At 60.4% G+C, this 22,853-nt stretch carries 22 protein-coding genes, 1 tRNA gene and 1 pseudogene; 11 read left to right on the top strand and 13 right to left on the bottom strand.

Going from position 1 to position 22,853, the window contains the following annotated elements; genetic code table 11:
- From EAH74_RS30985 to EAH74_RS30995, 3 genes and pseudogenes are all read right to left on the bottom strand, one after another.
- Window positions 1-225 (bottom strand): transposase (locus EAH74_RS30985; RefSeq protein WP_140684011.1); only part of this gene is annotated, 225 nt, incomplete at its 3' end.
- An 81-nt stretch (window positions 226-306) separates the two neighbouring features.
- A pseudogene (locus tag EAH74_RS33530) lies at window positions 307-501 on the bottom strand (hypothetical protein).
- 205 nt (window positions 502-706) lie between these two features.
- A tRNA-Ser gene (locus tag EAH74_RS30995) sits at window positions 707-794 on the bottom strand.
- A gap of 123 nt (window positions 795-917) precedes the next feature.
- On the opposite strand from EAH74_RS30995, the gene EAH74_RS31000 reads away from it, so the two are divergent.
- A complete protein-coding gene (locus EAH74_RS31000; RefSeq protein ID WP_008155030.1) occupies window positions 918-1,589 on the top strand; it encodes a Bax inhibitor-1/YccA family protein in 672 nt (223 codons plus the stop codon).
- A gap of 65 nt (window positions 1,590-1,654) precedes the next feature.
- On the opposite strand, the gene EAH74_RS31005 is transcribed toward EAH74_RS31000, so the two are convergent.
- Entirely contained in the window at window positions 1,655-2,092 is a 438-nt protein-coding gene (locus tag EAH74_RS31005) for an Lrp/AsnC family transcriptional regulator (protein WP_008155029.1), read from the bottom strand.
- Window positions 2,093-2,228: 136 nt separating this feature from the next.
- Here EAH74_RS31005 and EAH74_RS31010 point away from each other — a divergent pair, with 136 nt between their 5' ends.
- A complete protein-coding gene (locus EAH74_RS31010) occupies window positions 2,229-3,125 on the top strand; it encodes a DMT family transporter (RefSeq protein WP_140684012.1) in 897 nt (298 codons plus the stop codon).
- Between the two features lie 14 nt (window positions 3,126-3,139).
- On the opposite strand, the gene EAH74_RS31015 is transcribed toward EAH74_RS31010, so the two are convergent.
- A complete protein-coding gene (locus EAH74_RS31015; protein ID WP_193560162.1) occupies window positions 3,140-4,180 on the bottom strand; it encodes an FUSC family protein in 1,041 nt (346 codons plus the stop codon).
- 47 nt (window positions 4,181-4,227) lie between these two features.
- Window positions 4,228-5,853, bottom strand: a complete 1,626-nt coding sequence (locus EAH74_RS31020) for an NADP-dependent glyceraldehyde-3-phosphate dehydrogenase (RefSeq protein WP_140684014.1) — start codon at window positions 5,851-5,853, stop codon at window positions 4,228-4,230.
- 303 nt (window positions 5,854-6,156) lie between these two features.
- On the opposite strand from EAH74_RS31020, the gene EAH74_RS31025 reads away from it, so the two are divergent.
- From EAH74_RS31025 to EAH74_RS31065, 9 genes are all read left to right on the top strand, one after another.
- Complete coding sequence (locus EAH74_RS31025; RefSeq protein ID WP_140684016.1) at window positions 6,157-7,044, top strand: Dyp-type peroxidase; 888 nt, start codon at window positions 6,157-6,159, stop codon at window positions 7,042-7,044.
- Between the two features lie 16 nt (window positions 7,045-7,060).
- On the top strand, window positions 7,061-8,029 hold the full coding sequence (locus tag EAH74_RS31030) for a Gfo/Idh/MocA family protein (RefSeq protein WP_140684017.1): 969 nt from the start codon (window positions 7,061-7,063) through the stop codon (window positions 8,027-8,029).
- A gap of 74 nt (window positions 8,030-8,103) precedes the next feature.
- The gene (gene lexA / locus EAH74_RS31035; protein WP_140684019.1) at window positions 8,104-8,721 is read left to right on the top strand and encodes a transcriptional repressor LexA; all 618 of its coding nucleotides are present in this window, start codon (window positions 8,104-8,106) and stop codon (window positions 8,719-8,721) included.
- A complete protein-coding gene (gene imuA, locus EAH74_RS31040; RefSeq protein ID WP_140684021.1) occupies window positions 8,721-9,338 on the top strand; it encodes a translesion DNA synthesis-associated protein ImuA in 618 nt (205 codons plus the stop codon). The genes lexA and imuA overlap by 1 nt, the downstream gene beginning before the upstream one ends.
- A gap of 7 nt (window positions 9,339-9,345) precedes the next feature.
- Window positions 9,346-10,761: a Y-family DNA polymerase gene (locus tag EAH74_RS31045; protein ID WP_140684023.1), complete on the top strand. Its 1,416-nt coding sequence runs from the start codon at window positions 9,346-9,348 to the stop codon at window positions 10,759-10,761.
- Window positions 10,737-13,835, top strand: a complete 3,099-nt coding sequence (locus EAH74_RS31050; RefSeq protein ID WP_170206651.1) for an error-prone DNA polymerase — start codon at window positions 10,737-10,739, stop codon at window positions 13,833-13,835. The genes EAH74_RS31045 and EAH74_RS31050 overlap by 25 nt, the downstream gene beginning before the upstream one ends.
- 240 nt (window positions 13,836-14,075) lie before the next feature.
- Window positions 14,076-14,750 carry a CsgG/HfaB family protein gene (locus EAH74_RS31055; RefSeq protein WP_161990863.1) on the top strand — a complete coding sequence of 225 codons (675 nt, stop codon included), beginning with the start codon at window positions 14,076-14,078 and terminating at the stop codon, window positions 14,748-14,750.
- 60 nt (window positions 14,751-14,810) lie between these two features.
- Window positions 14,811-15,155 (top strand): DUF4810 domain-containing protein, encoded by a 345-nt coding sequence (locus EAH74_RS31060; RefSeq protein WP_371925536.1) that lies wholly within the window; start codon window positions 14,811-14,813, stop codon window positions 15,153-15,155.
- Window positions 15,152-15,811, top strand: coding sequence for a DUF799 domain-containing protein (locus EAH74_RS31065; protein ID WP_140684029.1), 660 nt, complete (start codon window positions 15,152-15,154; stop codon window positions 15,809-15,811). The genes EAH74_RS31060 and EAH74_RS31065 overlap by 4 nt, the downstream gene beginning before the upstream one ends.
- Window positions 15,812-15,907: 96 nt before the next feature.
- Here EAH74_RS31065 and EAH74_RS31070 read toward each other — a convergent pair whose 3' ends face one another.
- From EAH74_RS31070 to EAH74_RS31100, 7 genes are all read right to left on the bottom strand, one after another.
- On the bottom strand, window positions 15,908-17,260 hold the full coding sequence (locus EAH74_RS31070) for an ATP-binding protein (protein ID WP_123368119.1): 1,353 nt from the start codon (window positions 17,258-17,260) through the stop codon (window positions 15,908-15,910).
- Complete coding sequence (locus EAH74_RS31075) at window positions 17,236-17,901, bottom strand: response regulator (RefSeq protein ID WP_140684031.1); 666 nt, start codon at window positions 17,899-17,901, stop codon at window positions 17,236-17,238. Before EAH74_RS31075 ends, EAH74_RS31070 begins: the two co-directional genes overlap by 25 nt.
- A gap of 105 nt (window positions 17,902-18,006) precedes the next feature.
- Window positions 18,007-18,444 carry a hypothetical protein gene (locus EAH74_RS31080; protein WP_140684033.1) on the bottom strand — a complete coding sequence of 146 codons (438 nt, stop codon included), beginning with the start codon at window positions 18,442-18,444 and terminating at the stop codon, window positions 18,007-18,009.
- A gap of 27 nt (window positions 18,445-18,471) precedes the next feature.
- Window positions 18,472-19,236, bottom strand: a complete 765-nt coding sequence (locus tag EAH74_RS31085) for a COG4705 family protein (RefSeq protein ID WP_140684035.1) — start codon at window positions 19,234-19,236, stop codon at window positions 18,472-18,474.
- A 144-nt stretch (window positions 19,237-19,380) separates the two neighbouring features.
- Window positions 19,381-20,043 carry a flavin reductase family protein gene (locus EAH74_RS31090; RefSeq protein WP_140684037.1) on the bottom strand — a complete coding sequence of 221 codons (663 nt, stop codon included), beginning with the start codon at window positions 20,041-20,043 and terminating at the stop codon, window positions 19,381-19,383.
- A gap of 12 nt (window positions 20,044-20,055) precedes the next feature.
- Window positions 20,056-21,543 carry an amidohydrolase family protein gene (locus tag EAH74_RS31095; protein ID WP_140684039.1) on the bottom strand — a complete coding sequence of 496 codons (1,488 nt, stop codon included), beginning with the start codon at window positions 21,541-21,543 and terminating at the stop codon, window positions 20,056-20,058.
- Window positions 21,540-22,736, bottom strand: a complete 1,197-nt coding sequence (locus EAH74_RS31100; protein ID WP_140684041.1) for an amidohydrolase family protein — start codon at window positions 22,734-22,736, stop codon at window positions 21,540-21,542. The genes EAH74_RS31095 and EAH74_RS31100 overlap by 4 nt, the downstream gene beginning before the upstream one ends.
- Window positions 22,737-22,853 lie beyond the last annotated feature (117 nt).

Raw genomic sequence — 22,853 nt, forward strand, 5'->3', positions numbered from 1 at the left:
GTTCAGATAGCCGTAGATGTAGATCTTCAGCAGGACAGCGGGATGGTAAGCCGGCCGGCCAGTATCTGCCGGTATGGCGCCTTCAAAACCCAGTTTGACCAGGTCAAGTTCGTCGACAAAGACGTCGACTACGCGCACCGGATTGGTATCCGTGACGTAATCGTCGAGGCTCTCTGGAAGGAAGGTGCTTTGGCCTCGATGTTCACCTTGGATAAAGCGCTTCATGGGCGATCCTTGCGATGAAATCCTCAGAAATCATAGCAAGGGTTTGCGAAAGAGTTTTTACACACTCTGGGCCGATAACTGTCACTCAGGCGTCATTAGGACTGCGAGCGTCAGATTGATGAACTCCTCGTTCTTGTCGATGGTGTCCAGGGCGCCGCGGACGTTGTCGGCGGCGGGCCTGGACCCAATTCGAAATCTCCATGATGGCGGCTTCAAGGGCGAGTTGGTTTTCGTTGATCTTGTACAGCAGGGAAGGAGCAGGTCTGAATGGGGCATCGCAAATCCTCTGTTTTGAGGACAGCGTAGCATCGCGTTACATGAAGGATGTTTAACGATCGGCAGGACGCCGCAGGATGGGAAAAACCGGAAAGTTTTGTAACGGTTACCAAATAGTTTTGTAACGCCTCCAAAAAGAAGATCCGCCACCCAAATCCCAGAAACGACAAAGCCCTGAAAAATCAGGGCTTTGTCGGTACAAATATGGCGGAGGCGATGGGATTCGAACTCATGGACCTGTTACAGTCGACGGTTTTCAAGACCGTTGCCTTAAACCACTCGGCCACACCTCCGTTTGCGTTGCGGGCGCCATAATACCTGAATGAAACACACTGTCAAACTCTCTGCATAGCTTGTTACAGAGCGTCTGTTATGATCTTTGCGACTGAACGTTTCAAACCAACAGGAGTGTCGCCATGCGCGAACAGGATTACGCAGTTAATAACAGCGTGCAGGCTGAGCAGCTAGAGGTTAGCCGCGTCCTGCGCAACACTTACGGCTTACTCGCTCTCACCCTCGCATTCAGCGGCGTGATGGCGTTTGTCGCTCAGCAGATGCGTGTCGGCTACCCGAACGTTTTCGTGGTGCTGATCGGTTTCTACGGCCTTTTCTTCCTCACCAACAAACTCCGTGATTCGGCCTGGGGCCTGGTGTCGGCATTTGCCCTGACCGGTTTCATGGGTTTCCTGCTCGGCCCGATCCTCAACCGTTACCTGGGCATGCAGGGTGGCGCCGAGGTGGTCAGTTCCGCGTTTGCGATGACTGCGCTGGTATTCGGCGGTCTGTCGGCCTACGTGCTGATTACCCGCAAGGACATGAGCTTCCTGGGTGGTTTCATCACCGCAGGCTTCTTCGTGCTGCTGGGTGCGACGCTGGCGAGCCTGTTCTTCCAGATCAGCGGTCTGCAACTGGCGATCAGCGCAGGTTTCGTGCTGTTCTCCTCGGTCTGCATTCTGTTCCAGACCAGCGCCATCATTCACGGCGGCGAGCGCAACTACATCATGGCGACCATTAGCCTGTATGTATCGATCTACAACCTGTTCATCAGCTTGTTGCAGCTGTTCGGCATCATGAGCCGCGATGACTAATCGTCAGCCTTGAGGAAAAAACCCGCTTCGGCGGGTTTTTTCTTGCCTGCGATTTGAGTAAAGGGTCACGCCATCGGTGGCAAGCGACGCTTGACCGGGGTTTTCTTGACGATTGCAGTGTTGGTTTCGGCGTGGGTGTTGAGGCGGTCGAGCAGGGTGTCCAGTTGTTCCATCGAACGCACATGCAGGCGGGCGATGAAACAGTCGTCGCCGGTGACTTTGTCGCACTCGGTAAATTCGGGAATGGCCTGGATCTGCCGTTCCACTTCCTGCAACTGGCCCGGCAGCGGGCGAATGCGGACGATGGCTTGTAGTTGATAGCCAAAGCATTTGGGGTCGATCTCGACGGTGTAACCCTTGAGTACGCCACGCTCTTCGAGGCGACGTAAACGCTCGGCGACGCTGGGCGAAGACAGGCCGCTGATTTGCGCCAGAGCCTTGAGCGAGCGGCGTGAGTCTTCCATCAATGCCGTGATCAGCACTTGGTCGATATCGTCGGTCATGGCGAAAATCCCTATTAGGCAATTAATTCAAACCGCCTTGATAAAAAAGGCAGAAACCGAGTTTAGCCTGCTTTTTGCGCTGGAGAAGCCCCTCGGCGGATTGGCATACTTTGGGCTCAAACACAGGAGTCTGATGATGGACAAAACAATACGTCACGGGTCATTTGAAATGACCGCCGCCATGCTGATTTCCGGGACCATCGGCTGGTTCGTGCTGGTGTCCGGGCAACCGGTGCTGGACGTAGTGTTCTGGCGTTGCGTGTTCGGCGCCGGCACGTTGTTGCTGATCTGCGCGGCATTCGGCTTCCTGCGCCCCGGCATTCTGACCCGCACCACGTTCCTGCTGGCGGTGCTCAGCGGTGTGGCGATTGTCGGCAACTGGGTGCTGTTGTTTGCTTCTTACTCCCGCGCCTCGATTGCCATCGGCACTGCGGTATACAACGTTCAACCGTTCATGCTGGTGGGGTTGGCCGCGTTGTTCCTCAACGAGAAAATCACCCTGCAGAAACTGTTCTGGCTGGGCATTTCGTTTCTCGGGATGCTGGCGATTGTCAGTGCACATGGCGGGCAGGGCGAGAGCGGCAATGATTACCTGATAGGCATCGCTCTGGCGCTGGGGGCGGCATTTCTTTACGCGATTGCCGCGTTGATCATCAAACGTCTGACCGGCACACCGCCGCATCTGATCGCGCTGATTCAGGTCCTCACCGGCGTGCTGTTACTCGCGCCATTCGCGCACTTTTCGGCACTGCCGCAAGCGCCGAGCGCATGGGCCAGTCTGGTAACCCTGGGCATTGTCCACACCGGTGTGATGTACGTGCTGCTCTACGGCGCCATTCAAAAACTGCCGACGGCGCTGACCGGTGCGTTGTCCTTCATCTACCCGATTGCGGCGATTTTCGTTGACTGGTTTGCCTTCGGCCATCGCCTGGAGCCGCTGCAATGGATCGGTGTTGCCGCGATTCTGTTGGCCGCTGCCGGCATGCAACAGGGTTGGAGCCTTAAGTTTCGTCGGACGGTGACGACGCCGTAAGCCGTCAAGAAACGTCAGATGTTCCAGCGCGGTGCCGTCTTGGCCAAGCGCTGGCGCATCTCGTCGATGTTGGCGGCTAATTGCCGGACCAATAACCGGTAGCCGTCCAGCGGACTGTAAACCGGCGCGGTCAGGCTTGAATCCGACGGCAGTTCGACGGGTCGATTCAGCCGCTGGGATGCACCGGATTTCAGCGCCCGGGCCATACCGATCAGTTGCACCCGAATCAACCGATGTTCGGCTTTCAAGGCCGATTGCAGATGGGCCATGGCATCGGGGTCACTGGCGTCAGGTCGGGTGTTGCCGAGGATTTCCAGGGTGCTGACACACATCCGCAGATGGCGCTGAATGGCATCGAGTTCGGTCATGGAGATCCGTACTTCCTTGGACACCGACGGCATCAACGAGCGCAGTTGCACCATCACCGTGTTCAGGCGGCTCACCAGTTTATGGTGTTCGTCATCGGTGACCGATTGGCCATTGATGATGCGTCCGTAGATCGTCGCGCAGTCGCGCAAGGCATCGGCCAGGTTGTAGCGCCAGGAGTAAACCGCGTAGAGCGGCAGGGCGAAAGAAAACGCCAGGGCCAGGGCGATGCCGATCAGGATGTCCACCCCACGCCACAACCCGTCGGTGATCGGATTGTCGCCATGCCCCGCGACGATAAACACGGTAATCGCCGACAGCAGCGCGGTGTAACCGCCCTTGCCGATGGCGTGGTACGAGAAGAATCCGCAGACCACCGCCATCGCAAAGTAGGTCAGCCAGGGCATCCCCAGCCAGGCCTGTTGCGCCACCAGCAGCAAGCCGACACCGGCACCGATCAAGGTACCGATGGCGCGTTCGGCGGCTTTTTTGCCGATGTTGCCGTGGTGCTGCAAACCGCCGATCACCACCAGCATCGTCACCGACGCCCACTCACCGTGGGGCAAGTGGATACCGGTGGTCAGCAGGATCGTTGCCAGCAACCCCAGCGACACGCGCACCGCGTGGATCACCCTGGCATGGCGATAGCGCCGGTACGGGTCCAGCAACGGACGCAGCAGTCGGCGCATTAGCGGTGGCAGTCGGCTGTCTCTGAATGTACTCAGGCTCGGTCTCCTCAGAAGATGTAATCGGTGGTCAGGAAACTTGAACTGCGTCCGCTGATGATCTCGCTGATGAGTTCTTTGTTGGTTTCCTGGAACTTGGTCGCCACCAGTGTCCGGATCGAAAACACCCGCAGCGCATCATGCACCGACAGCGTGCCTTCGGCGGAGTTCTTGCGGCCGTTGAACGGGAAGGTGTCCGGGCCGCGCTGGCACTGGGCGTTGAGGTTGATCCGGCCGACCTGGTTGGCGAAGGTGTCCACCAGCCGGCCGACCGCCACCGGGTTGGTGCCGAAGATACTCAGCTGCTGGCCGAAGTCCGATTCCAGGACGTAATCGATCACCGTATCCAGATGCCGGTAAGGCACGATCGGCACGACCGGGCCGAACTGTTCTTCTTGGTAGACGCGCATCTGCGGCGTCACCGGGTACAGCACGGCGGGGTAGAAGAATGATGCGCGGGATTCACCGCCATTGGGGTTGACCACGGTGGCGCCTTTGCCGACGGCATCCGCCACCAGCGAGTGCAGGTAATCGACCTTGCTCGCTTCTGGCAACGGCGTCAGCGCCACGCCGCTGTCCCATGGCATGCCCGGTTTCAGCGTGGCGAGTTTGGCGTTGAATTTCTCGATGAACGAGTCGACCACGTCTTCATGGACGAAAAGGATTTTCAACGCGGTGCAGCGCTGACCATTGAACGATAGCGAGCCGGTGAGTGCTTCGCTGACCGCGTTGTCCAGATCCACCTCAGGCAGCACGATGCCGGGGTTCTTCGCATCCAGGCCCAACGCCGCGCGCAAGCGGTGCGGTTTTGGATGGAGTTTTTTCAGGTCGCTGGCGGCTTTGTTGGTGCCAATAAACGCGAAGATGTCGATCTTGCCGCTGGCCATCAGCGCGCTGACGGTCTCGCGGCCGCTGCCGTAGATCACATTGATCACCCCGGCCGGGAAGCTGTCGCGGAACGCTTCCAGCAACGGACGAATCAGCAGCACACCCAGCTTGGCCGGTTTGAACACCACGGTGTTGCCCATGATCAGCGCCGGAATCAGCGTGGTGAAGGTTTCGTTCAGCGGGTAGTTGTAAGGTCCCATGCACAACGCCACACCCATCGGTACGCGGCGGATCTGGCCGAGGGTGTCCTGTTCCAGTTCGAAACGGCTGGAGCGGCGGTCGAGTTCCTTGAGCGCGTTGATGGTGTCGACGATGTAATCGCAGGTGCGGTCGAACTCTTTCTCCGAGTCCTTGAGGTTCTTGCCGATTTCCCACATCAGCAACTTGACCACGGCTTCGCGCTGTTCACGCATGCGTCCGAGGAAGGCTTCGACGTGCTGGATGCGCTCAGCCACCCGCATCGTCGGCCACAGGCCCTGGCCCCGGTCATAGGCACGGACGGCGGCGTCGAGGGCGGTCAATGCAGTGTCGGCGTCGAGCAGCGGCGTGCTACCGAGGATCACTTGTTCGTCGCCATTTTCGCCGGTCAGGTACACCGGGCTGCGGACTTGGGCAAGGGGCCCGGACCAGGTTTTCAGCTCGCCGTCGACCAGGTATTCACGCTGCTCGGTCTGGCCGTTCAGGCGATATTTTTCCGGGATGTCGGTGGCGTCGGGAAACAGGTTGCCAAGGATGTGTGCTGTGGTCATGTCGCTACCCCGTCTGGATTGGGTGATGCGGATAAGGTCTGTTATCGCTACGCACTGCTATCAGGTCAAGGCCTGATCACAACGCGGATGTCGAAAGTAGTGGCGAGAGGCTGCCGATTACAGGTTGCGCGCTCGATCAGCATAGCTGAATCGTTTTATCAGAGGGCAACATGTATTGTCATGACCCACAGCACACGCTGTCTTGATCGGTTGAAAGAGGGATGAAAGTGGCGGTTTTTGACCTGAAAACACACAACGGCCGATGCTGCGGTTAAACTTCGCGCTCTTTCTAAAGGAGTTCATATGAGTTACTACCAGCCGGGCATTCTCGCCACCCCAGTTCCGCCTCAAGCCCGTCATATGTTCTTCGCACTCGAATCCGCCGCAGCCTTGCCGGCCGCGCTGGAGAATCTGAAGGGGTTGGTGGACGGGAAGGCGGCCGTGGTCGGGTTCGGTGAATCCCTGGTCAAGGCCCTCAAGGGGCAAATCGAAGGCCTGCGCACCTTTCCAGCGTTGACCGGTGTCGGCGTCGACAACCCGTCGACCCAGCACGCGCTCTGGTGCTGGTTGCACGGTGTCGACCGTGGCGAATTGCTCAACCACAGCAACGCTATCGAAGCGGCACTGGCCCCGGCCCTGCGCCTGGTGCAGATGAACGAAACCTTCCGCCACCTCACCGGCCATGACCTGACCGGTTACGAAGACGGCACCGAAAACCCTCACGACGACGCCGCCGTGGCCGCTGCGCTGGTGGGTGACGGCGCTGACGGAATGGTCGGCGGCAGCTTCGCCGCGATCCAGCAGTGGCAGCACGACCTGAAAGGCTTTCACGCGATGCCTTCCCATGAGAAGGACAACATCATGGGCCGCCGCTTGAGCGACAACGAAGAACTCGACGACGCGCCGATTTCCGCCCACGTCAAACGCACCGCCCAGGAAAGCTTTGCCCCCGAGGCCTTCGTGGTCCGCCGTTCCATGCCGTGGATCGAAGGCGATCGCGCCGGTCTGATGTTCCTGGCCTTCGGTTTCTCCCTCGACGCCTTCGAAGCCCAACTGCGTCGCATGAGCGGTCTGGAAGACGGCATCACCGACGGTTTGTACCGCATCAGCCGGCCGATCACAGGCGGCTACTACTGGTGCCCGCCGCTCAAGGACGGTCATCTGGACCTGCGCGCACTGCGCATCGGCTAAACATCAAGGAGTGAGTATGAACGTGGTGCGCTGGGGCATGATCGGGTGTGGCAGCGTCGCTGAACGCAAGAGCGGGCCGGCCTTCTACAAGGCGCCTGGCTCGGCGTTGGTGGCGGTGATGGGCCGACGTCTGGAAGCGGTGACGGATTACGCCGCGCGCCACGGCATTGCTCGGGTCTACACCGACGTGGAAGCGTTGATCAATGATCCCGAGGTCGACGCGGTATACATCGCCACGCCGCCTGACAGTCATCACGCTTACGCCTTGAGGGTGGCCGCCGCCGGCAAACATTGCTGCGTCGAAAAACCCATGTCGCTGAATGCCGGGCAAAGCCGTGAGATGCAAAAGGTCTTTGCCGATGCCGGGCTGCACCTGTTTGTTTCCTACTACCGACGCTCGCTGCCGCGCTTTCAGCAAGTGCGGCAATGGCTGGAGGAAGGGCGGATCGGCGAGGTCCGGCACTTGACCTGGACCCTGACCAAAGCGCCATCTCCGACCGATCTTGGCGGTACAGATAACTGGCGCACCGACCCGACCATTGCGGGCGGTGGTTATTTCGCCGACCTGGCCAGTCATGGCTTCGACCTGTTCCAGTACCTGCTGGGTGACATCGTCGAAGTCGCAGGGTTTACGGCGCACCAGGCCGGTTTGTATGCCGCCGAGGATGCCGTCAGCGCCAGTTGGCGGTTTGCTTCGGGCACCCTGGGCATGGGCTGCTGGAATTTCGTGGCGGACCGACGCGAAGATCGGGTCGAACTGATCGGCAACAAAGGCCGGATCAGCTTTTCCGTATTCGATGAGCATCCGGTTCAGCTTGAAGCCGACGAAAACCTCAGCCTGCACATCGAAAACCACCCGCACATCCAGTGGCATCACGTGCTGGGCATGAACGCGCACATTCGGGGTGAAGCGCAGCATCCAGCGGTGGCCGAAGAGGCATTGAAAACCGATTGGGTGATGGACCAGATCCTCAAGCGCGGTTGATAAAAGATCAAAAGATCGCAGCCTCGTTTCACTCGTCAGCTAGTCCTTGCCAGAAAAAAGCCAAAAGAGTACATATGTACTCCATGACGACTTTAACTCCCCGCCGTACCGCCATCCTGACTTTTATCCGCGATCGAATTGCGGAACACGGTCAGTCCCCGAGCCTCGCTGAAATCAGCGAGGCGTTCGGTTTCGCCTCCCGTAGCGTGGCGCGCAAGCATGTGCTGGCGCTGACCGAGGCCGGTTTTATCGAGGTCAATGCGCATCAGGCCCGGGGCATTCGTTTGCTCGGGCAACCGGCGCGGCCCGAGTTGCTGGACATTCCGGTACTCGGTCGGGTGGCGGCGGGTGCGCCGATCGGTGCCGATGCCGAGGTTCACAGCCGCTTGCTGCTCGACCCGTCGATCTTCTCGCGGGTGCCGGATTACATGCTGCGGGTCCAGGGGGACTCGATGATCGAGGACGGCATTCTCGACGGCGATCTGGTGGGCGTGCACCGCAATCCCGAGGCGTTCAACGGCCAGATCGTCGTCGCGCGACTCGACGGGGAAGTCACCATCAAACGTTTCGAACGGGTCGGCGAGGTTGTCCGATTGCTGCCACGCAATCCGGCCTATAAGCCGATCATCGTCGAAGCCAATCAGGACCTGGCCATCGAAGGGGTGTTCTGCGGTCTGGTGAGGCAAGGGTGATGGGCGCCGTCGTTGCGCTGGATACGCTGTTCAATGGCGGCCAGGTCTGGAAGGGCCGGCCTGCGCCACCGGCTGTCAGCCCGCAACCCACCGGGCATGCCGCGCTGGATGCGGCGTTGCCTACGGGGGGGTGGCCGGAAGCGGCGCTGACCGAAATCCTGTTGGCCGGGCAGGGCGTCGGTGAGCTGCAACTGGTGTGGCCGGCGCTGGCGCGGTTGTCCGCCGCGGGCGAGCGCATCGTGCTGGTGGCGCCACCTTACGTGCCGTATCCCCAGGCCTGGCAGAACGCCGGGGTCGATCTGCGTCACTTATCGATCATCCAGGCCTGCGAGCGCGATGCCTTGTGGGCAGCGGAACAATGCCTGCGTTCGGGCAGTTGCGGCGCAGTGCTGTGCTGGCCGCACAAGGCCGATGACCGGGCGTTGCGGCGCTTGCAGGTGGCGGCGGAAACCGGCTCGACCCTGGCGTTTGCCTACCGCTCGATCAATGAGGCAATCAACCCTTCGCCCGCGGCGCTGCGCATCGCCATCGATGCCAAACCTGCGCAATTGCGCGTGCTCAAGTGCCGGGGCGGGTTGGCGCGTTCGGCGCCGATTGCCTTCCCTGTGGGACATTGAGGTTGCCATGCGCTGGGTGTGCATTCTCTTCCCGCAATTGGCGCTGGACGCGGTACTGCGTCAGCGCTCCGATCCCGATGAGCCGCTGGCGCTGCTGACCGGCCCGGCCCAGCGTCGGGTGTTGCAAGCGGTCAACGCTTCGGCCCGGGCGCTGGGCTTGCGTCCGGGCCAGTCGATGACCGCCGCCCAGGCCTTGAGCAAAGGGTTTGTCACGGCTGAATACGACGCTGCCGAGATCGAGCACTGGCAGCAGTTTCTGGCCGCCTGGGCTTATCGATTCAGTTCACAAGTCAGCGTGCATTACCCGCGTGCGGTGGTGTTTGAAATCGAGTCCAGCCTGGGATTGTTCGGCGCCTGGCCGCAATTCGAGGCGCGGTTGCGGGCCGAGCTCGGCGAGCTGGGGTTTCGCCATCGGATTGTTGCCGCGCCCAACCCGGTGGCCGCACGGGTACTGGCCAACGCTTATGACGGCCTGGTGGTGCCCGACGATCAAGCCTTGCAGCATCATCTAGGGCAGTTGCCCATCGACCGGATCGGGCTGGAAACCAGCGTTGCCACCGCGTTGTCGCGCATGGGGTTGCGCACCTTGAGTCAGGTTCAGGCGTTGCCTCGCCATAGTCTGGCCCGGCGTTTCGAGGCCCAGGTGCTCAAGCATCTGGACGCCTTGCTCGGGTTACGGCAGCTGGCGCTGGCGTTCTACTTGCCGCCGGACCGGTTCGATGTGCGCATCGAGCTCAACTTCGACGTGCTGTCCCATCAGGCGCTGCTGTTTCCGTTACGCCGGCTGACCGGCGACCTGTCGGCGTTTCTTTGCGGTCGGGACAGCGGCGTGCAGCGTTTCGACCTGCACCTGGAACACGCCGGGTTGCCGGACACCGTCATCAAGGTCGGCCTGCTCAGCGCCGAACGTGATCCGGCGATGCTCTTTGAACTGGCCCGGGGCCGGTTGGAGCACGTCCAGGTCGAGGCCCCGGTACGCGGTTTTCGCCTGCGCGCCGAAGACTTGCCGGCCTTCGTTCCCCAGTATCAGGAGCTGTTCGACGACCGCCCGCAGCAGTCCTTGCCTTGGGAGCAACTGCGCGAACGCTTGCGCGCGCGGTTGGGGGATGACGCGGTGCAGGGCTTGCGGTTCCAGGCCGATCACCGACCGGAATGCGCGTGGCAGGCCAGTGCCGACAGTCAGCGCTGTGCAGGGCTGCCTGGCGTGCAACGTCCGGGTTGGTTGCTGACGGAACCGCTGGCGGTGCACGAAGGTTCGGCGCGCATCCTGATGGGGCCGGAACGCATCGAGTCCGGTTGGTGGGACGGCGCCGATGTGCGCCGTGATTACTTCCTGATCGAAACCCGTTCCGGCCAGCAGGGCTGGGCCTATCGTGCGGTCGGTGAGGGCGGCCCGTTGTGGTTGCAAGGCTGGTTCGCATGAGCATCGACTATGCCGAGCTGCACTGCCTGTCGAACTTCAGTTTCCAGCGCGGTGCTTCCAGCGCCCTCGAACTCTTTCAGCGGGCGAAAAAGCAGGGCTATCAGGCCTTGGCGATCACCGATGAATGCACCCTGGCCGGTATCGTCCGCGCCTGGCAAGCGGCCAAATCCGTGGAGCTACCGCTGATTATCGGCAGCGAAGTGCGCATCGAGAACGGTCCGAAACTGGTGTTGCTGGTGGAAAACCTTGAGGGTTACCAGACCTTGTGCCGACTGATTACCCGAGCGCGGCGCCGCACGCAGAAAGGCCAGTATCAAGTGCTGCGGGAAGACTTCAGCGAACCCTTGCCGGGGCTGTTGGTGTTGTGGGTGCCGGACGCCGTCGATGACTTCGAACAGGGCCACTGGCTGAAACAGACCTTCGCCGAACGCCTGTGGCTGGCCGTCCAGCTGCATCGCGGCCAGGACGATACCCGGCGTCTGGGCGCATTGCTGGCTCTGGCGAGGGAACTGCGAATCCCGGCAGTGGCCAGCGGTGATGTGCACATGCACGCTCGTGGGCGACGCGCCTTGCAGGACACCATGACCGCGATCCGTCATCACGTGCCGGTGGCGGAGGCCGGGTTGCGTCTTCATCCCAATGGCGAGCGGCATCTGCGCAGTCTCGATGCGCTGCAATCGATCTACCCGCAAACACTGCTCGACGAAACGCTGAACATCGCCCGGCGCTGCTCCTTCGACCTCGGTCAGTTGCGTTATCAATATCCCCGGGAGTTGGTCCCTGAAGGCCAGACAGCCACGTCCTGGCTGCGTCATTTGACCGAGGAGGGCATCGCGTGGCGCTGGCCAAAAGGCCCGCAGGCCCAGGTGCTGACGCAGATCGACAAGGAACTGGAGCTGATCGCCGAGCTGGGCTACGAAAGCTATTTCCTGACGGTTCACGACATTGTGCGATTCGCCCGTGAGCAAAAAATCCTGTGTCAGGGCCGTGGTTCGGCGGCCAACTCCGCAGTGTGCTTTGCCTTGGGCATCACGGAAATCGATCCGGATCGCACCACGCTGTTGTTCGAGCGCTTTCTCTCCAAAGAGCGCAACGAACCGCCGGACATCGACGTCGATTTCGAGCATGAGCGTCGCGAAGAAGTCCTGCAGTACGTGTTCCAGCGTTATGGCCGGACCCGCGCGGCGTTGACGGCGGTGGTCAGCACGTATCACGCGGCCGGCGCGGTGCGTGATGTGGCCAAGGCCCTGGGTTTGCCGTCGGATCAGATCAACGCCCTGGCCGATTGCTGTGGCCACTGGAGTGATGAAACACCGCCCGTGGAGCGCCTGCTTGAAGGCGGGTTCGATCCCGAGAGCCCGGTGCTGCGCCGGGTGCTCAGCCTGACGGGGCAGTTGATCGGTTTTCCCCGACACCTGTCCCAGCACCCCGGCGGTTTCGTGATTTCCGAGCAGCCTCTGGACAGCCTGGTCCCCGTGGAAAACGCCGCCATGGCCGAGCGCACCATCATCCAGTGGGACAAGGACGACCTCGATGCCGTCGGGTTGCTCAAAGTGGATATCCTGGCGTTGGGCATGCTCAGTGCAATCCGCCGCTGCTTCGATCTGTTGCGCCGTCATCGCCATCGGGACCTGAGCCTGGCGACGATCCCGTCCGAAGACTCGCAGACCTACGACATGATTGGTCGTGCGGACACCATCGGCGTGTTTCAGATCGAGTCCCGGGCGCAGATGTCGATGTTGCCGAGGCTCAAACCCCGGACCTTCTATGACCTGGTGATCGAGGTGGCGATCGTCCGTCCGGGGCCGATTCAGGGCGGGATGGTGCATCCGTACCTGCGACGCCGAAACAAGGAAGAACCGGAGATCTATCCGTCCCCGGCACTGGAAACCGTGCTCAAGCGCACCCTGGGCGTGCCGCTGTTCCAGGAACAGGTGATGCAGATTGCGATCGTCGCCGCCGATTACAGCCCCGGCGAGGCCGATCAGTTGCGCCGCTCCATGGCTGCCTGGAAACGCCACGGCGGGCTGGAGCCGCACAAGGATCGTCTGGCCGCCGGGATGAAGAAAAACGGCTACACGGCCGAGTTTGCCGCGCAGATTTTCGAGCAGATCAAAGGCTTTGGCAGTTATGGTTTTCCCGAGTCCCACGCCGCCAGTTTCGCCTTGCTGACCTACGCCAGTTGCTGGTTGAAATGCCACGAGCCGGCGGCCTTCGCCTGTGCGCTGATCAACAGCTGGCCCATGGGTTTCTACAGCCCGGACCAGATTCTGCAGGACGCGCGCCGGCATCATTTGCAGATTCGCCCGGTGGACGTGCGCGCCAGTGACTGGGATTGCAGCCTCGAACCGATCACCGATGCCCAACCGGCGATTCGCATGGGATTGCGGATGATCAAAGGCTTTCGCGAGGACGATGCCCGGCGCATCGAAACCGCACGGTCGAAGGGGGCGTTTATCGACGTTGCCGACCTCGGCGAACGGGCGCGACTCGACGCCCGCGCCCAGGAACAACTGGCCGATGCCGGTGCGCTGCGCGGCCTGGCCGGTGACCGTCATCGGGCTCGCTGGGAAGTGGCGGGGGTGCAGAAACAGCTCGGCTTGTTTGCCGGTCTGCCGAGTCAGGAGGAGGGCGCGGTATCGTTGCCCAAACCCACCGTCGGCGAGGATCTGCTGGCCGATTACAACAGTGTCGGCACCACGCTCGGTCCGCATCCGCTGGCGTTGTTGCGGGGTGAATTGAAAGCCCGGCGCTGCCGCAGTTCGAAGGAACTGCTGGAGGTCGAGCATGGACGACCGGTCAGCGTCGCCGGGCTGGTGACCGGCCGACAACGCCCGGGCACCGCCAGTGGTGTGACCTTTGTCACCCTTGAAGATGAGTTCGGCAACGTCAACGTCATTGTCTGGCGCGACCTGGCCGACCGGCAGCGCCAGGTGTTGGTGGGCTCGCAATTGCTCAAGGTCGACGGGCGCTGGGAAAAGGAAGGCGAAGTGCGGCATTTGATTGCCGGACGGTTGAGCGACCTGAGCCCATTGCTCGACGGCATCAGCGTGCGCAGCCGGGATTTCCGTTGACCTGTGGCGAGGGGGCTTGCCCCTCGCCACAAGGAGTCGCTCTGCAAGGGTCAATGACCTGACGCCAAAATAATTTAATACTGTCTTCGATAGTGGCACTTTGGCATAATGCCGGCCGCCGACGTCCCACACGTCGATTGTCGATTTGATTCCCCCTCGCTTTTTCGCCGCTGCAACCCGCAGTGGCTGGCTATTGCCGTGTCGGGATAAACCGTTTTTCAAAAGGAATGCGCAGTGAGAATGATCTCTCGGATGTTGGTATCGGCGGCAGCGGTTGCCGTCTTGGGCGCGATGGCTGGGTGTGCGACCGAAAGCTCGCGTGCCTTGCCGGTAGAAAAGGTCGAAAGCGCCAGCCTCGCTTATGCCGGCGTTCGCGTACCCATGGCGGTCGGCAAGTTCGACAACCGTTCGAGCTACATGCGCGGGATCTTTTCCGACGGTGTAGATCGCCTTGGCGGTCAGGCCAAGACCATCCTGATTACTCACTTGCAGCAAACCAACCGCTTCAGCGTGCTGGATCGCGACAACATGGACGAGATCCAGCAGGAGGCCGCGATCAAGGGCCAGTCCCAGCGCCTCAAGGGGGCTGACTTTGTGGTCACTGGTGATGTCACCGAATTCGGCCGCAAAGAGACTGGCGATCACCAGTTGTTCGGCATTCTCGGTCGCGCCAAGACCCAGGTGGCCTACGCCAAGGTCAATTTGAACATCGTCAACATCAGCACCTCGGAAGTCGTTTATTCGACTCAGGGCGCGGGCGAATACGCCTTGTCCAACCGTGAAGTCATCGGCTTTGGCGGCACCGCTGCCTACGATTCGACCCTCAATGGCAAAGTGCTCGACCTGGCCATGCGCGAGGCGATCAATCGTCTGGTGGACGGCATGAATGCCGGTGCATGGAAACCGGGCAACTGATCAAGGTCGATGACAAGGAGCGGTACAAGCATGTTCAAGAGTTATGCGAAATGGGCGCTGATGGCGTCGACCGTGCTGGTCAGTGGCCTGTTGGCCGGCTGCAACAGCGGCCCGAAAACCCTTTACCAGTGGGAAAGCTACCAGCCGGAAGTCTACGAGTACTTCAAGGGTGAAGAGCCCAAGGAAGCTCAGGCCGAAGCCCTGGAGCGCGACTTGCAGAAAATCAGGTCCACCGGCAAGACGCCGCCGCCTGGCTACCACGCTCATTTGGGGCTGTTGTACCTGAGCATGGGCAAGGACGATCAGATGGTGCAGCAATTCAGAACCGAGAAGACGTTGTTCCCCGAGTCGACGCCGTACATGGACTTTCTGCTTAAAAACGCCAAGACCGGAGACACCCAATGATCGCGCGCTCATTGAAACTGATGGCCGGGCTACTGGCTCTGGCGGTACTCGGCGGTTGCGTCAGTCCCAAGACCGTGGACTATTCGGCATACAAGCAAAGTCGTCCGAAAACCATTCTGGTGCTGCCGCCGCTGAACAACTCGCCGGACGTCAAGGCGTCCTACAGCCTGTTGTCGCAGGTCACGTATCCGTTGGCTGAAGCCGGTTACTACGTGCTGCCGATTGCCCTGGTCGATGAGACGTTCCGCCAGAATGGCTTGACCACACCGGCGGATATCCATCAGGCACCGGCCAACAAACTGCAAGAAATCTTCGGTGCCGATGCTGCGCTGTACATCACTGTGACGGACTACGGCACTCGCTACATGATCATCAGCAGCGAAACCGTGGTTACGGCCAGCGCGAAACTGGTGGACCTCAAGAGCGGCACCACCCTGTGGACCGGCTCGGCCCGGGCTTCGAGCGAGGAGGGCGGTAACAACGGTGGCGGTGGTTTGATTGGCATGCTGATTACGGCTGCAGTGAAGCAAGTGATCAACAATTCCACCGATGCCGGTCACCCGATTGCCGGGGTGACCAGTGCAAGGCTGTTGTCAGCCGGGCAACCGGCGGGGTTGTTATACGGGCCGCGTTCGCCGAAATACGGCACTGACTGAAACCCGTCAGTTCAAGCAAGCTCCCGTGGCAACGGAGCTTGCTTGCGTTGGCCGGTCTGCGCTCGGCAAGAGGCCGGCCAACACACCTTCAGCGAATCACCTGGCTCTTTTTAACCGGACCGAAACACACAATCCGCTCTTGTTAATCTGATCCGAAAAACTCAATCGCAGGTGTGCCCCCATACGATCAGCGATCGCTTTGACGATAGCTAATCCCAGCCCGGAGCCTGCTTCATTGGTCCCCAGACTGCGGTAAAACGGATCGAACACCAGCAATTGTTCTTCTGCGCTGATACCCGGACCCGAGTCCTTGACTTCAAGGATCACCGTTTCACCCGCCAACTCGACCGCCAGGTCAACTCGTCCGCCAACGGGGGTATAACGGATCGCGTTGTCCACCAGATTCCTGACCAGGATCAAGAGATCCATCTCGTTACCAACGACCTGCACGTCTTCGAAGCTTTCGACTCCGATATCGATGTGTCGGCGCTCTGCCAGCGGCAGTAAGTCCTCAAGTACCCATCGATAGATTTCATGGACTGAAACGGATGTCTGTGATCGATCCGAGCTCGATTGTGCTGCCGCCAGGGCCAGCAGTTGATCGATTAATTTTCTGCTGCGTTCAATTCCCCCGGTCAATGGCAACAAACGCTCATAGGCCGCTGCCGACATTTCTATGGCCGACAGTCGCTCGGCTTGTAGTGACAGGGCTGTCATCGGGGAACGCAGTTCGTGGGCTGCGTCGGCAATGAAGCGACGCTGGGCTTCCATGGATTGCGCGACGCGCGTCAACAATCGATTGATTGCCACGACGAAAGGTCGGATCTCGGTTGGCAGGTGGTTATCGTCGATAGGGTGCAGCGCCTGCTCGTCGCGCTGATCGATTTCGTCCGAAAGGGTTGCTATGGGACGAAACAGTTTGCGCACCAGATCGCTTACCACCAGCAACAGCACCGGAAACAGAATGAGAAACGGCAACAGGCTGCGCCAGGCACTCTTTCTTGCCTCTTTTTCACGCACGTCCGCTTCTTGGGCGACAACGATGCGTTCGCCGCTGGCTGTTGTTCTCACCAGCACGCGAAAATTTTCGCCTGCGACGCTCAAAGTCGAGAAGCCATCGGCCAGTCCGGTCGGGAAGGGCAGCGGCGTTGTTGCGTCATCACTGCCATTCGCTTTAGTGCTATCGGCCAGGTATTGGACGATAACCCTGGACTCTTCGTCGTCGCCGGCTACCTGCTCCACCACAGGGTAGTGCAAGGTCATCTTTTGCCGATCAAAAAGGATGGCCACTTGACGCAGGGTCTCGTCCTGCATTTCGTGCGTCTCGTTGATCGCAGAGAAAAAAGCGAAAAAACCTGCCAGTACCGCCACGATTAGGATGGCCAGCGACAGCGTTACAGACAAACGTACCTGCACCGAGTCATTCAAGCGCTCTTTGAAACCATCCATCCCATACCCCTGACATTCTTGATGATGTGGTTTCCCAGTTTTCGCCGCAGCGCATGAATCAGAAATTCCACCGCGTTGCTTTCCACCTCATTGCCCCAGCCGTAAATTCGCTCTTCGAGTTCGCTGCGGGAGAGAATGGCACCCGGCCGGATCAACAGAGCCTGTAGCAGCGCGAACTCACGACTGGAAAGCTGAACATCGGGGGTTTCGGCGGTGCTGGCTTGTTTGGAGAGAAGATCCAGCGACACCACGCCGTTGTCCAGCCGTGACTGGGCGCTGCCGCCTTTACGGCGCAACACCGCGCGGATACGAGCTAGCAGCTCCGCCATGGCGAAGGGTTTAAGCAAGAAATCGTCAGCACCGCCGTCGAGGCCGCGCAGGCGGTCTTCGAGACCATCTCTCGCGGTGATGACCAGCAGCGGTACCGGGTTGTTGCGGCCGCGTATGCCATCGAGCACATCGAGCCCGTCTTTGCCGGGCAATCCGAGATCCAGCAACACCAGGTCATAGACATGGGTTTCCAGTGCCGCAAGGGCGATGAGTCCGTTTTTGACCCAATCGGTGGCGTAGCTTGCATCGTTCAGCGCGCCCTGGATGGCGTCACCAATCATCGAGTCATCTTCGACCAGCAAGATTCGCATGTACGGCTCCGAAAAAAAGCGCGACGGTCATGACCGTCGCGCCTGTATTGAAGCACCTGAGCCGGCGTTTGTCCGCCAGCGGATGAGTGCATGTGCGACGGTTGGTCACTGTTTGCCTTTCATCGAATCGAAAGCTTTCAGCAGATCATCCATTGTTGCCTTGCAATCGCCCTGCTTTGGTGTGCTGGCACGCAGGGCATCGAGTGCCCGGTCAATGGCTTTGTCCAGCACATGCCAGTCACTGGCGGCACGGGGTTTGATGCCGGCTTCGGCAGAGTCCCAAGACGTTTCCAGATCCTTGATGCGGGTTTTCGCGCCGGGCAGGTCGCCTTTATCGACGAGCGCGGCGACATCCGCTGCGATGGCACGGAACTGGGACAAATCACCCAGTTTTGAACCGGTCTGTGCAGATGCGCTTACCGAAGTGGCCGGTGTGCCTGCACCGGGTTTGTCGGCAGGTTTCGAGCAGCCAGCGGCGACGCTGAGCAAAAAGATCGACGAAACGAAGGCAATGTGGCGAAGGACATTTTGAAGTGGGCGCATGACAATCCTTGATTGGCTTTTGAAGGGTTACTGAGTGACGGTTTTACGGTTGACTACGTTGAATTGAGCAACCGCGACCAAAAGCATAATGACGCACAGGAAAATGGCGCTCGTCCACGCGGCTCCCATGCCGAGGCCACCATAGGTTTTAGCCTGGGTCAGCAAATCGCCGAGAGAGGCACCAAACGGACGGGTCAGGATGTAGGCCAGCCAAAAGGTCAGCACCACATTGCCGCCTAAGCGCCAAGCCACTAGCGTTGTGGCGATAAGCGCACCGAAAATCACCACGCCAAGGGTGAAGCCCAGGCCCAGCGCTTCAGTGGCCAGGTCGCCCGCTGCAGTCCCGAGGGCAAAGGTACAAAGCACGGTCGCCCAGTAGAAAAGCTCCCGTCGCGGGGTAACGATTTCGCGGATCGACAGGTTGTGCTCCACCCCGTACCAGACCAGGAAGTTGATTGCCAGCAGAACAGCGAAGACCGCCGTGCTGGTGTACAAGCTGATGTCGAGCATGTCGGTCATGATGTCGGTGATCTGTGTCCCGACAATGCTGACCAACACCACGGTTAACCAGTAGATCCAGGGTGAATAGGCTTTGGTACGCAGTTGAAAAAACAACGCTAGCGCCAGCAAGACGGCCATACCGATGCTCGTCCAACCAGCGCCAAAACCAGCATCCACGGCCAGAAAGTCCGCGCCGGTTTCACCCACAGTTGTCGATAGAATCTTGATAACCCAGAATGACAGCGTCACCTCGGGCACTTTGTTGAGCCATCCGGCTTTTTCGAGATTCATGTGCTGGTAGCCTCTCCTGATCTGCGCTGAACTTGCGTAGAGGGAGAAGATACGTCGCTAAACTTAGCTGAGACTGAGGGGCGGTGATGCGAATGCCACAATTCCCTGGGGCAAGCCGCCTGCCACGGTGAGTGTGAGGCTGTTCTATTTGGTGTCAGGCCAAAACCGCTGCCCACCCCCCGGCGCCTCCGTCCACGCCTGCAACGACCGTGTCGGCAAATCGAAATAATCCCGCGTGCGCGCATACCCATGCCCACCCATCCGGCCAATTGCATCGAGCCCGAGCTGATCGATATACAGGGTTTTCGGGTCGATCAATTCATCCCGCACATGCGCCATCAGTACTTCGCCAAAGATGATCTCCCGGGACTGTCCGATGGACAGCGCCATCATCCGTCGACATTCCAACGCCACCGGGGCTTCGCCGATCCTTGGGCATTTGACCGTGGTGCCGGGAATGGCCGTGAGGCCGGCGGCCGTCAGCTCGTCGAAACCAGGGGCGAACGGCACGGCGCAGACGTTCATGGCTTCCACCAGAGCATCGCTGACGATGTTGACGGTGAATTCCTGGTTGAGCTGGATATTGCGCGTGGTGTCCTTGGGGCTTTGGTCGCCGTAGTTTTCCACGCCCAACGCGAGGATCGGCGGGTCGGCCGAGAGGGCGTTGAAGAAGCTGAAGGGCGCGGCATTGATCCGGCCTTCGCCGTCGATGGTGGTGACCAGGGCAATCGGCCGTGGCACCACGCTGCCGATCAGAATCTTGTATTTGTCTCGCGGGCTCAATTGGCTGAAGTCGAAGCTTTGCATGGGCAGAATTCTCTAAAGAAGGGGATCAATCGCGCTCAGCGGCGCGTGTGCGCTGTAGTCGTCAGCGAACGGGATGGCCGGTTTGAACAGGCCTTTCCAGTCCGGTTGGCCAAAGGCCCGGTCGCTGTGGCTGCGCATCAGTTTTTCGAATTGTTGTTGAGCCTGGCGTTGCAGGGCGGGGTAGTCGACGCCTTGAACCTGACCGTCCCGCATCACGCAGCGGCCGTCGATGTAGCTGGCGATGCAGTCGTCACCGCGCCCGGCCAGCACCAGGTTTTTCAGTGGATCGAACAGCGGCCCCAAATGCAGGCCGCGAAGGCTGAACACCGTGATGTCGGCCTTGGCGCCCGGTGCCAAGCGGCCCAGATCATCGCGACCCAGGGCCCTGGCGCCGCCGAGGGTGGCGGCGTTGTACAAATCCAGGGTGCTGGTGAGCAAGTTCCCGCCCTCCATCAATCGTGCGATGTTCAGACCCTGGCGCATGTTCTCCAACAGGTCCGCCGGCCAGGTGTCGGTGCCCAAGGCGAAGTTGATGCCCTTGGCCCGATAGCGACCGAAAGCGTTCAACGCCTCACCGTCACGGGCAAACACCACCGGGCAATGCACCAGACTCGCGCCGCCATCCACCACGCGTTGCAGATCGTCATCGCCTGAGGTGTAGATGCCGTGGGGCAGCAGACTGCGCGGGGTCAGCAGGTCCAGTTGCTGCAACCAGGTCAGGGGTGACACTCCGCGCAGTTGCTCGACCATCGCCACCTCACCGAGCCCCTGGCAGCAATGCAAACGCATCGGCGCGTTCAGTTCCCGACTCAACGCGGCAGTGCGTTGCAGCAGGGCCGGGGTGCAGGTCTGGATGCGGTCCGGCAGCAGCGCGCTGCGAATCAAACCCTCATGCGCACCGTCGACATCACGGAAAAACCGAGCAGCCGCATCGAGCCCCGCCATGCCTCGCGCTTCATCCCAGTGATGCCCGAGGCTTCCATCGGCGTGCCAGTAACTCATGCCGCTCATGTAGCAGGGACCGAGGTAAGTCCGCAGCCCCAACTCGGCAGCGACACCGGCCACTGCAGAAAACTCGTCGTAAGTTTCGGCCCACTCTCGGTAGTACATCGAGGTGATCGGCATGGCAGTAGTGATGCCGTTGCGGATCAACTGAGTGAAGGCATAGCGGTATTTGAAGACTTCTTCATCGGGGCTGTAACTCTCTCGCGGACCTGCCGTCAGGTAGTCCTCGGACCACATCCGCCCCATGTCGCGCTCATCGCCGTTGTCCAGCGTCAGCACCGTCGAATCCAGATCCCCGAGCGCATCCAGATCGATGAAGCCCGGACCGATCAACGCATTGCCATAATCGACCCACTGATCCACCGGCCCCGGATAGTCACGCCCGACAAACACGATGCGCGAACCTTCGAACACCACTTCGCCGTCGCGCCACAGCACATGCTGGGTGCCGTCGAACCCGACCACGCAACTGGCTTTCAATCCAATCCTTTTCACAAGCGACTTTCCAGCAGTCGGCCACCGGAAGCGATCAACTCACCGCCGCGATAAACCTGCCGTATCGGACGCGACACCACCGCCTCACCCAGCGTCTGCACCGGCATCAGCAAAAAGTCCGCCGGCGCACCAATCTCCACTCCATAACCTTCACAGCCCAACGCCCGGGCGCCATTCACCGTGGCGGCGTCGAACGCCGCCGCCAGTTCATCGTCCTTGTTCAAGTCGAAACGAAACGCCAGCAGCATCGCCCGTTCCAGCATGTCGCCGTTGCCCATGGGCGACCAGGCGTCGCGAATGCCGTCCGAACCCAGGCACACGTTTACCCCGGTCTCGCGCAACGCAAGGAACGGCGGCACCGCGCAATCCGCGGGTGCCGAACTCATCAGTGAAATGCCCAGCGCCGCCAAACGCTCGGCCACCGGTTTGACCTGGCTCCACGGCAACATGCCCAGGCAGTAAGCGTGGCTGATCATCACTCGACCCTGACGCCCGAAGCGTTCGGTGTAGTCGGCGATCAGTGCGATCTGCCACAGGCCGAGTTCGCCCTTGTCGTGCAGGTGAATGTCGACGCCACGCTCGAATTCGCTGGCCAGCTTAAACACGAAGTCGAGCTGGGCGATGGGGTCATTGTCGATGCCGCACGGGTCAAGGCCGCCGACGTTTTCCACGCCCAGGGCCATGGCTTCGCGCATCAGTTCGGTAGTGCCGGGGCGGCTGATCAGGCCGGTTTGCGGGAACACCACCAGTTGCAGGTCGATCAGGTCGCGGTAGTTTTCGCGCAGTTGCTGCATGGCCTCGACGTGGCGCAGGCCGAATTCCGGGTCGATGTCGACGTGACAACGCATCGTCAGCGAGCCACGGGCTATGCAGTTTTCCAGCAGGGCGCCAGCACGTTGGGCAATCGGTGCCTGGACTTCACGCAGCACGCGGCGCTCGTTGGCGATGTAGTCCTTGAGCGTCGGGCCGGCGCTGTTCGGGCGCCAGGGTTGACCCCAGAGGGTTTTGTCGAGGTGGACGTGGCTTTCAACCAGGGCAGGGGTGAGGAGCTGGTTTTGGCCGTCGATGTCGGTGGGGGTCAGGACCGCAGACGATGCCGGACGGCGTTGTTTAATCAGACCGTTTTCGATCAGTAGGTCTTCGGTGGTTGAACCGTAGGGGCGTACGTTACGTAGCCAGCGGGGTTGGGTCATTTCAAACCTCAAATTTTGTGGTGTTTGGTCGGGCCTCATCGCGAGCAGGCTCGCTCCCACAAGGGGTTTGTGTTGAACATGGAATGTGTGAACAACCCAATACCCTGTGGGAGCGAG

It is taken from the genome of Pseudomonas mandelii, from assembly GCF_006438925.1.
Lineage (GTDB): Bacteria > Pseudomonadota > Gammaproteobacteria > Pseudomonadales > Pseudomonadaceae > Aquipseudomonas > Aquipseudomonas mandelii_C.

Excerpts from the sequence above, each read along its gene's own strand:
- EAH74_RS31020 (WP_140684014.1), bottom strand. The coding sequence starts at position 5,853 with ATGACCACAGCACACATCCTTGGCAACCTGTTTCCCGACGCCACCGAC.
- EAH74_RS31075 (WP_140684031.1), bottom strand. The coding sequence starts at position 17,901 with ATGCGAATCTTGCTGGTCGAAGATGACTCGATGATTGGTGACGCCATC.
- EAH74_RS31025 (WP_140684016.1), top strand. The coding sequence starts at position 6,157 with ATGAGTTACTACCAGCCGGGCATTCTCGCCACCCCAGTTCCGCCTCAA.
- EAH74_RS31080 (WP_140684033.1), bottom strand. The coding sequence starts at position 18,444 with ATGCGCCCACTTCAAAATGTCCTTCGCCACATTGCCTTCGTTTCGTCG.
- EAH74_RS31070 (WP_123368119.1), bottom strand. The coding sequence starts at position 17,260 with ATGGATGGTTTCAAAGAGCGCTTGAATGACTCGGTGCAGGTACGTTTG.
- EAH74_RS31085 (WP_140684035.1), bottom strand. The coding sequence starts at position 19,236 with ATGAATCTCGAAAAAGCCGGATGGCTCAACAAAGTGCCCGAGGTGACG.
- EAH74_RS31005 (WP_008155029.1), bottom strand. The coding sequence starts at position 2,092 with ATGACCGACGATATCGACCAAGTGCTGATCACGGCATTGATGGAAGAC.
- EAH74_RS31000 (WP_008155030.1), top strand. The coding sequence starts at position 918 with ATGCGCGAACAGGATTACGCAGTTAATAACAGCGTGCAGGCTGAGCAG.
- EAH74_RS31055 (WP_161990863.1), top strand. The coding sequence starts at position 14,076 with ATGATCTCTCGGATGTTGGTATCGGCGGCAGCGGTTGCCGTCTTGGGC.
- EAH74_RS31045 (WP_140684023.1), top strand. The coding sequence starts at position 9,346 with ATGCGCTGGGTGTGCATTCTCTTCCCGCAATTGGCGCTGGACGCGGTA.
- EAH74_RS31090 (WP_140684037.1), bottom strand. The coding sequence starts at position 20,043 with ATGCAAAGCTTCGACTTCAGCCAATTGAGCCCGCGAGACAAATACAAG.
- EAH74_RS31030 (WP_140684017.1), top strand. The coding sequence starts at position 7,061 with ATGAACGTGGTGCGCTGGGGCATGATCGGGTGTGGCAGCGTCGCTGAA.
- EAH74_RS31065 (WP_140684029.1), top strand. The coding sequence starts at position 15,152 with ATGATCGCGCGCTCATTGAAACTGATGGCCGGGCTACTGGCTCTGGCG.
- EAH74_RS31010 (WP_140684012.1), top strand. The coding sequence starts at position 2,229 with ATGGACAAAACAATACGTCACGGGTCATTTGAAATGACCGCCGCCATG.
- EAH74_RS31060 (WP_371925536.1), top strand. The coding sequence starts at position 14,811 with ATGGCGTCGACCGTGCTGGTCAGTGGCCTGTTGGCCGGCTGCAACAGC.
- imuA (WP_140684021.1), top strand. The coding sequence starts at position 8,721 with ATGGGCGCCGTCGTTGCGCTGGATACGCTGTTCAATGGCGGCCAGGTC.
- EAH74_RS31100 (WP_140684041.1), bottom strand. The coding sequence starts at position 22,736 with ATGACCCAACCCCGCTGGCTACGTAACGTACGCCCCTACGGTTCAACC.
- lexA (WP_140684019.1), top strand. The coding sequence starts at position 8,104 with ATGTACTCCATGACGACTTTAACTCCCCGCCGTACCGCCATCCTGACT.
- EAH74_RS31015 (WP_193560162.1), bottom strand. The coding sequence starts at position 4,180 with ATGCGCCGACTGCTGCGTCCGTTGCTGGACCCGTACCGGCGCTATCGC.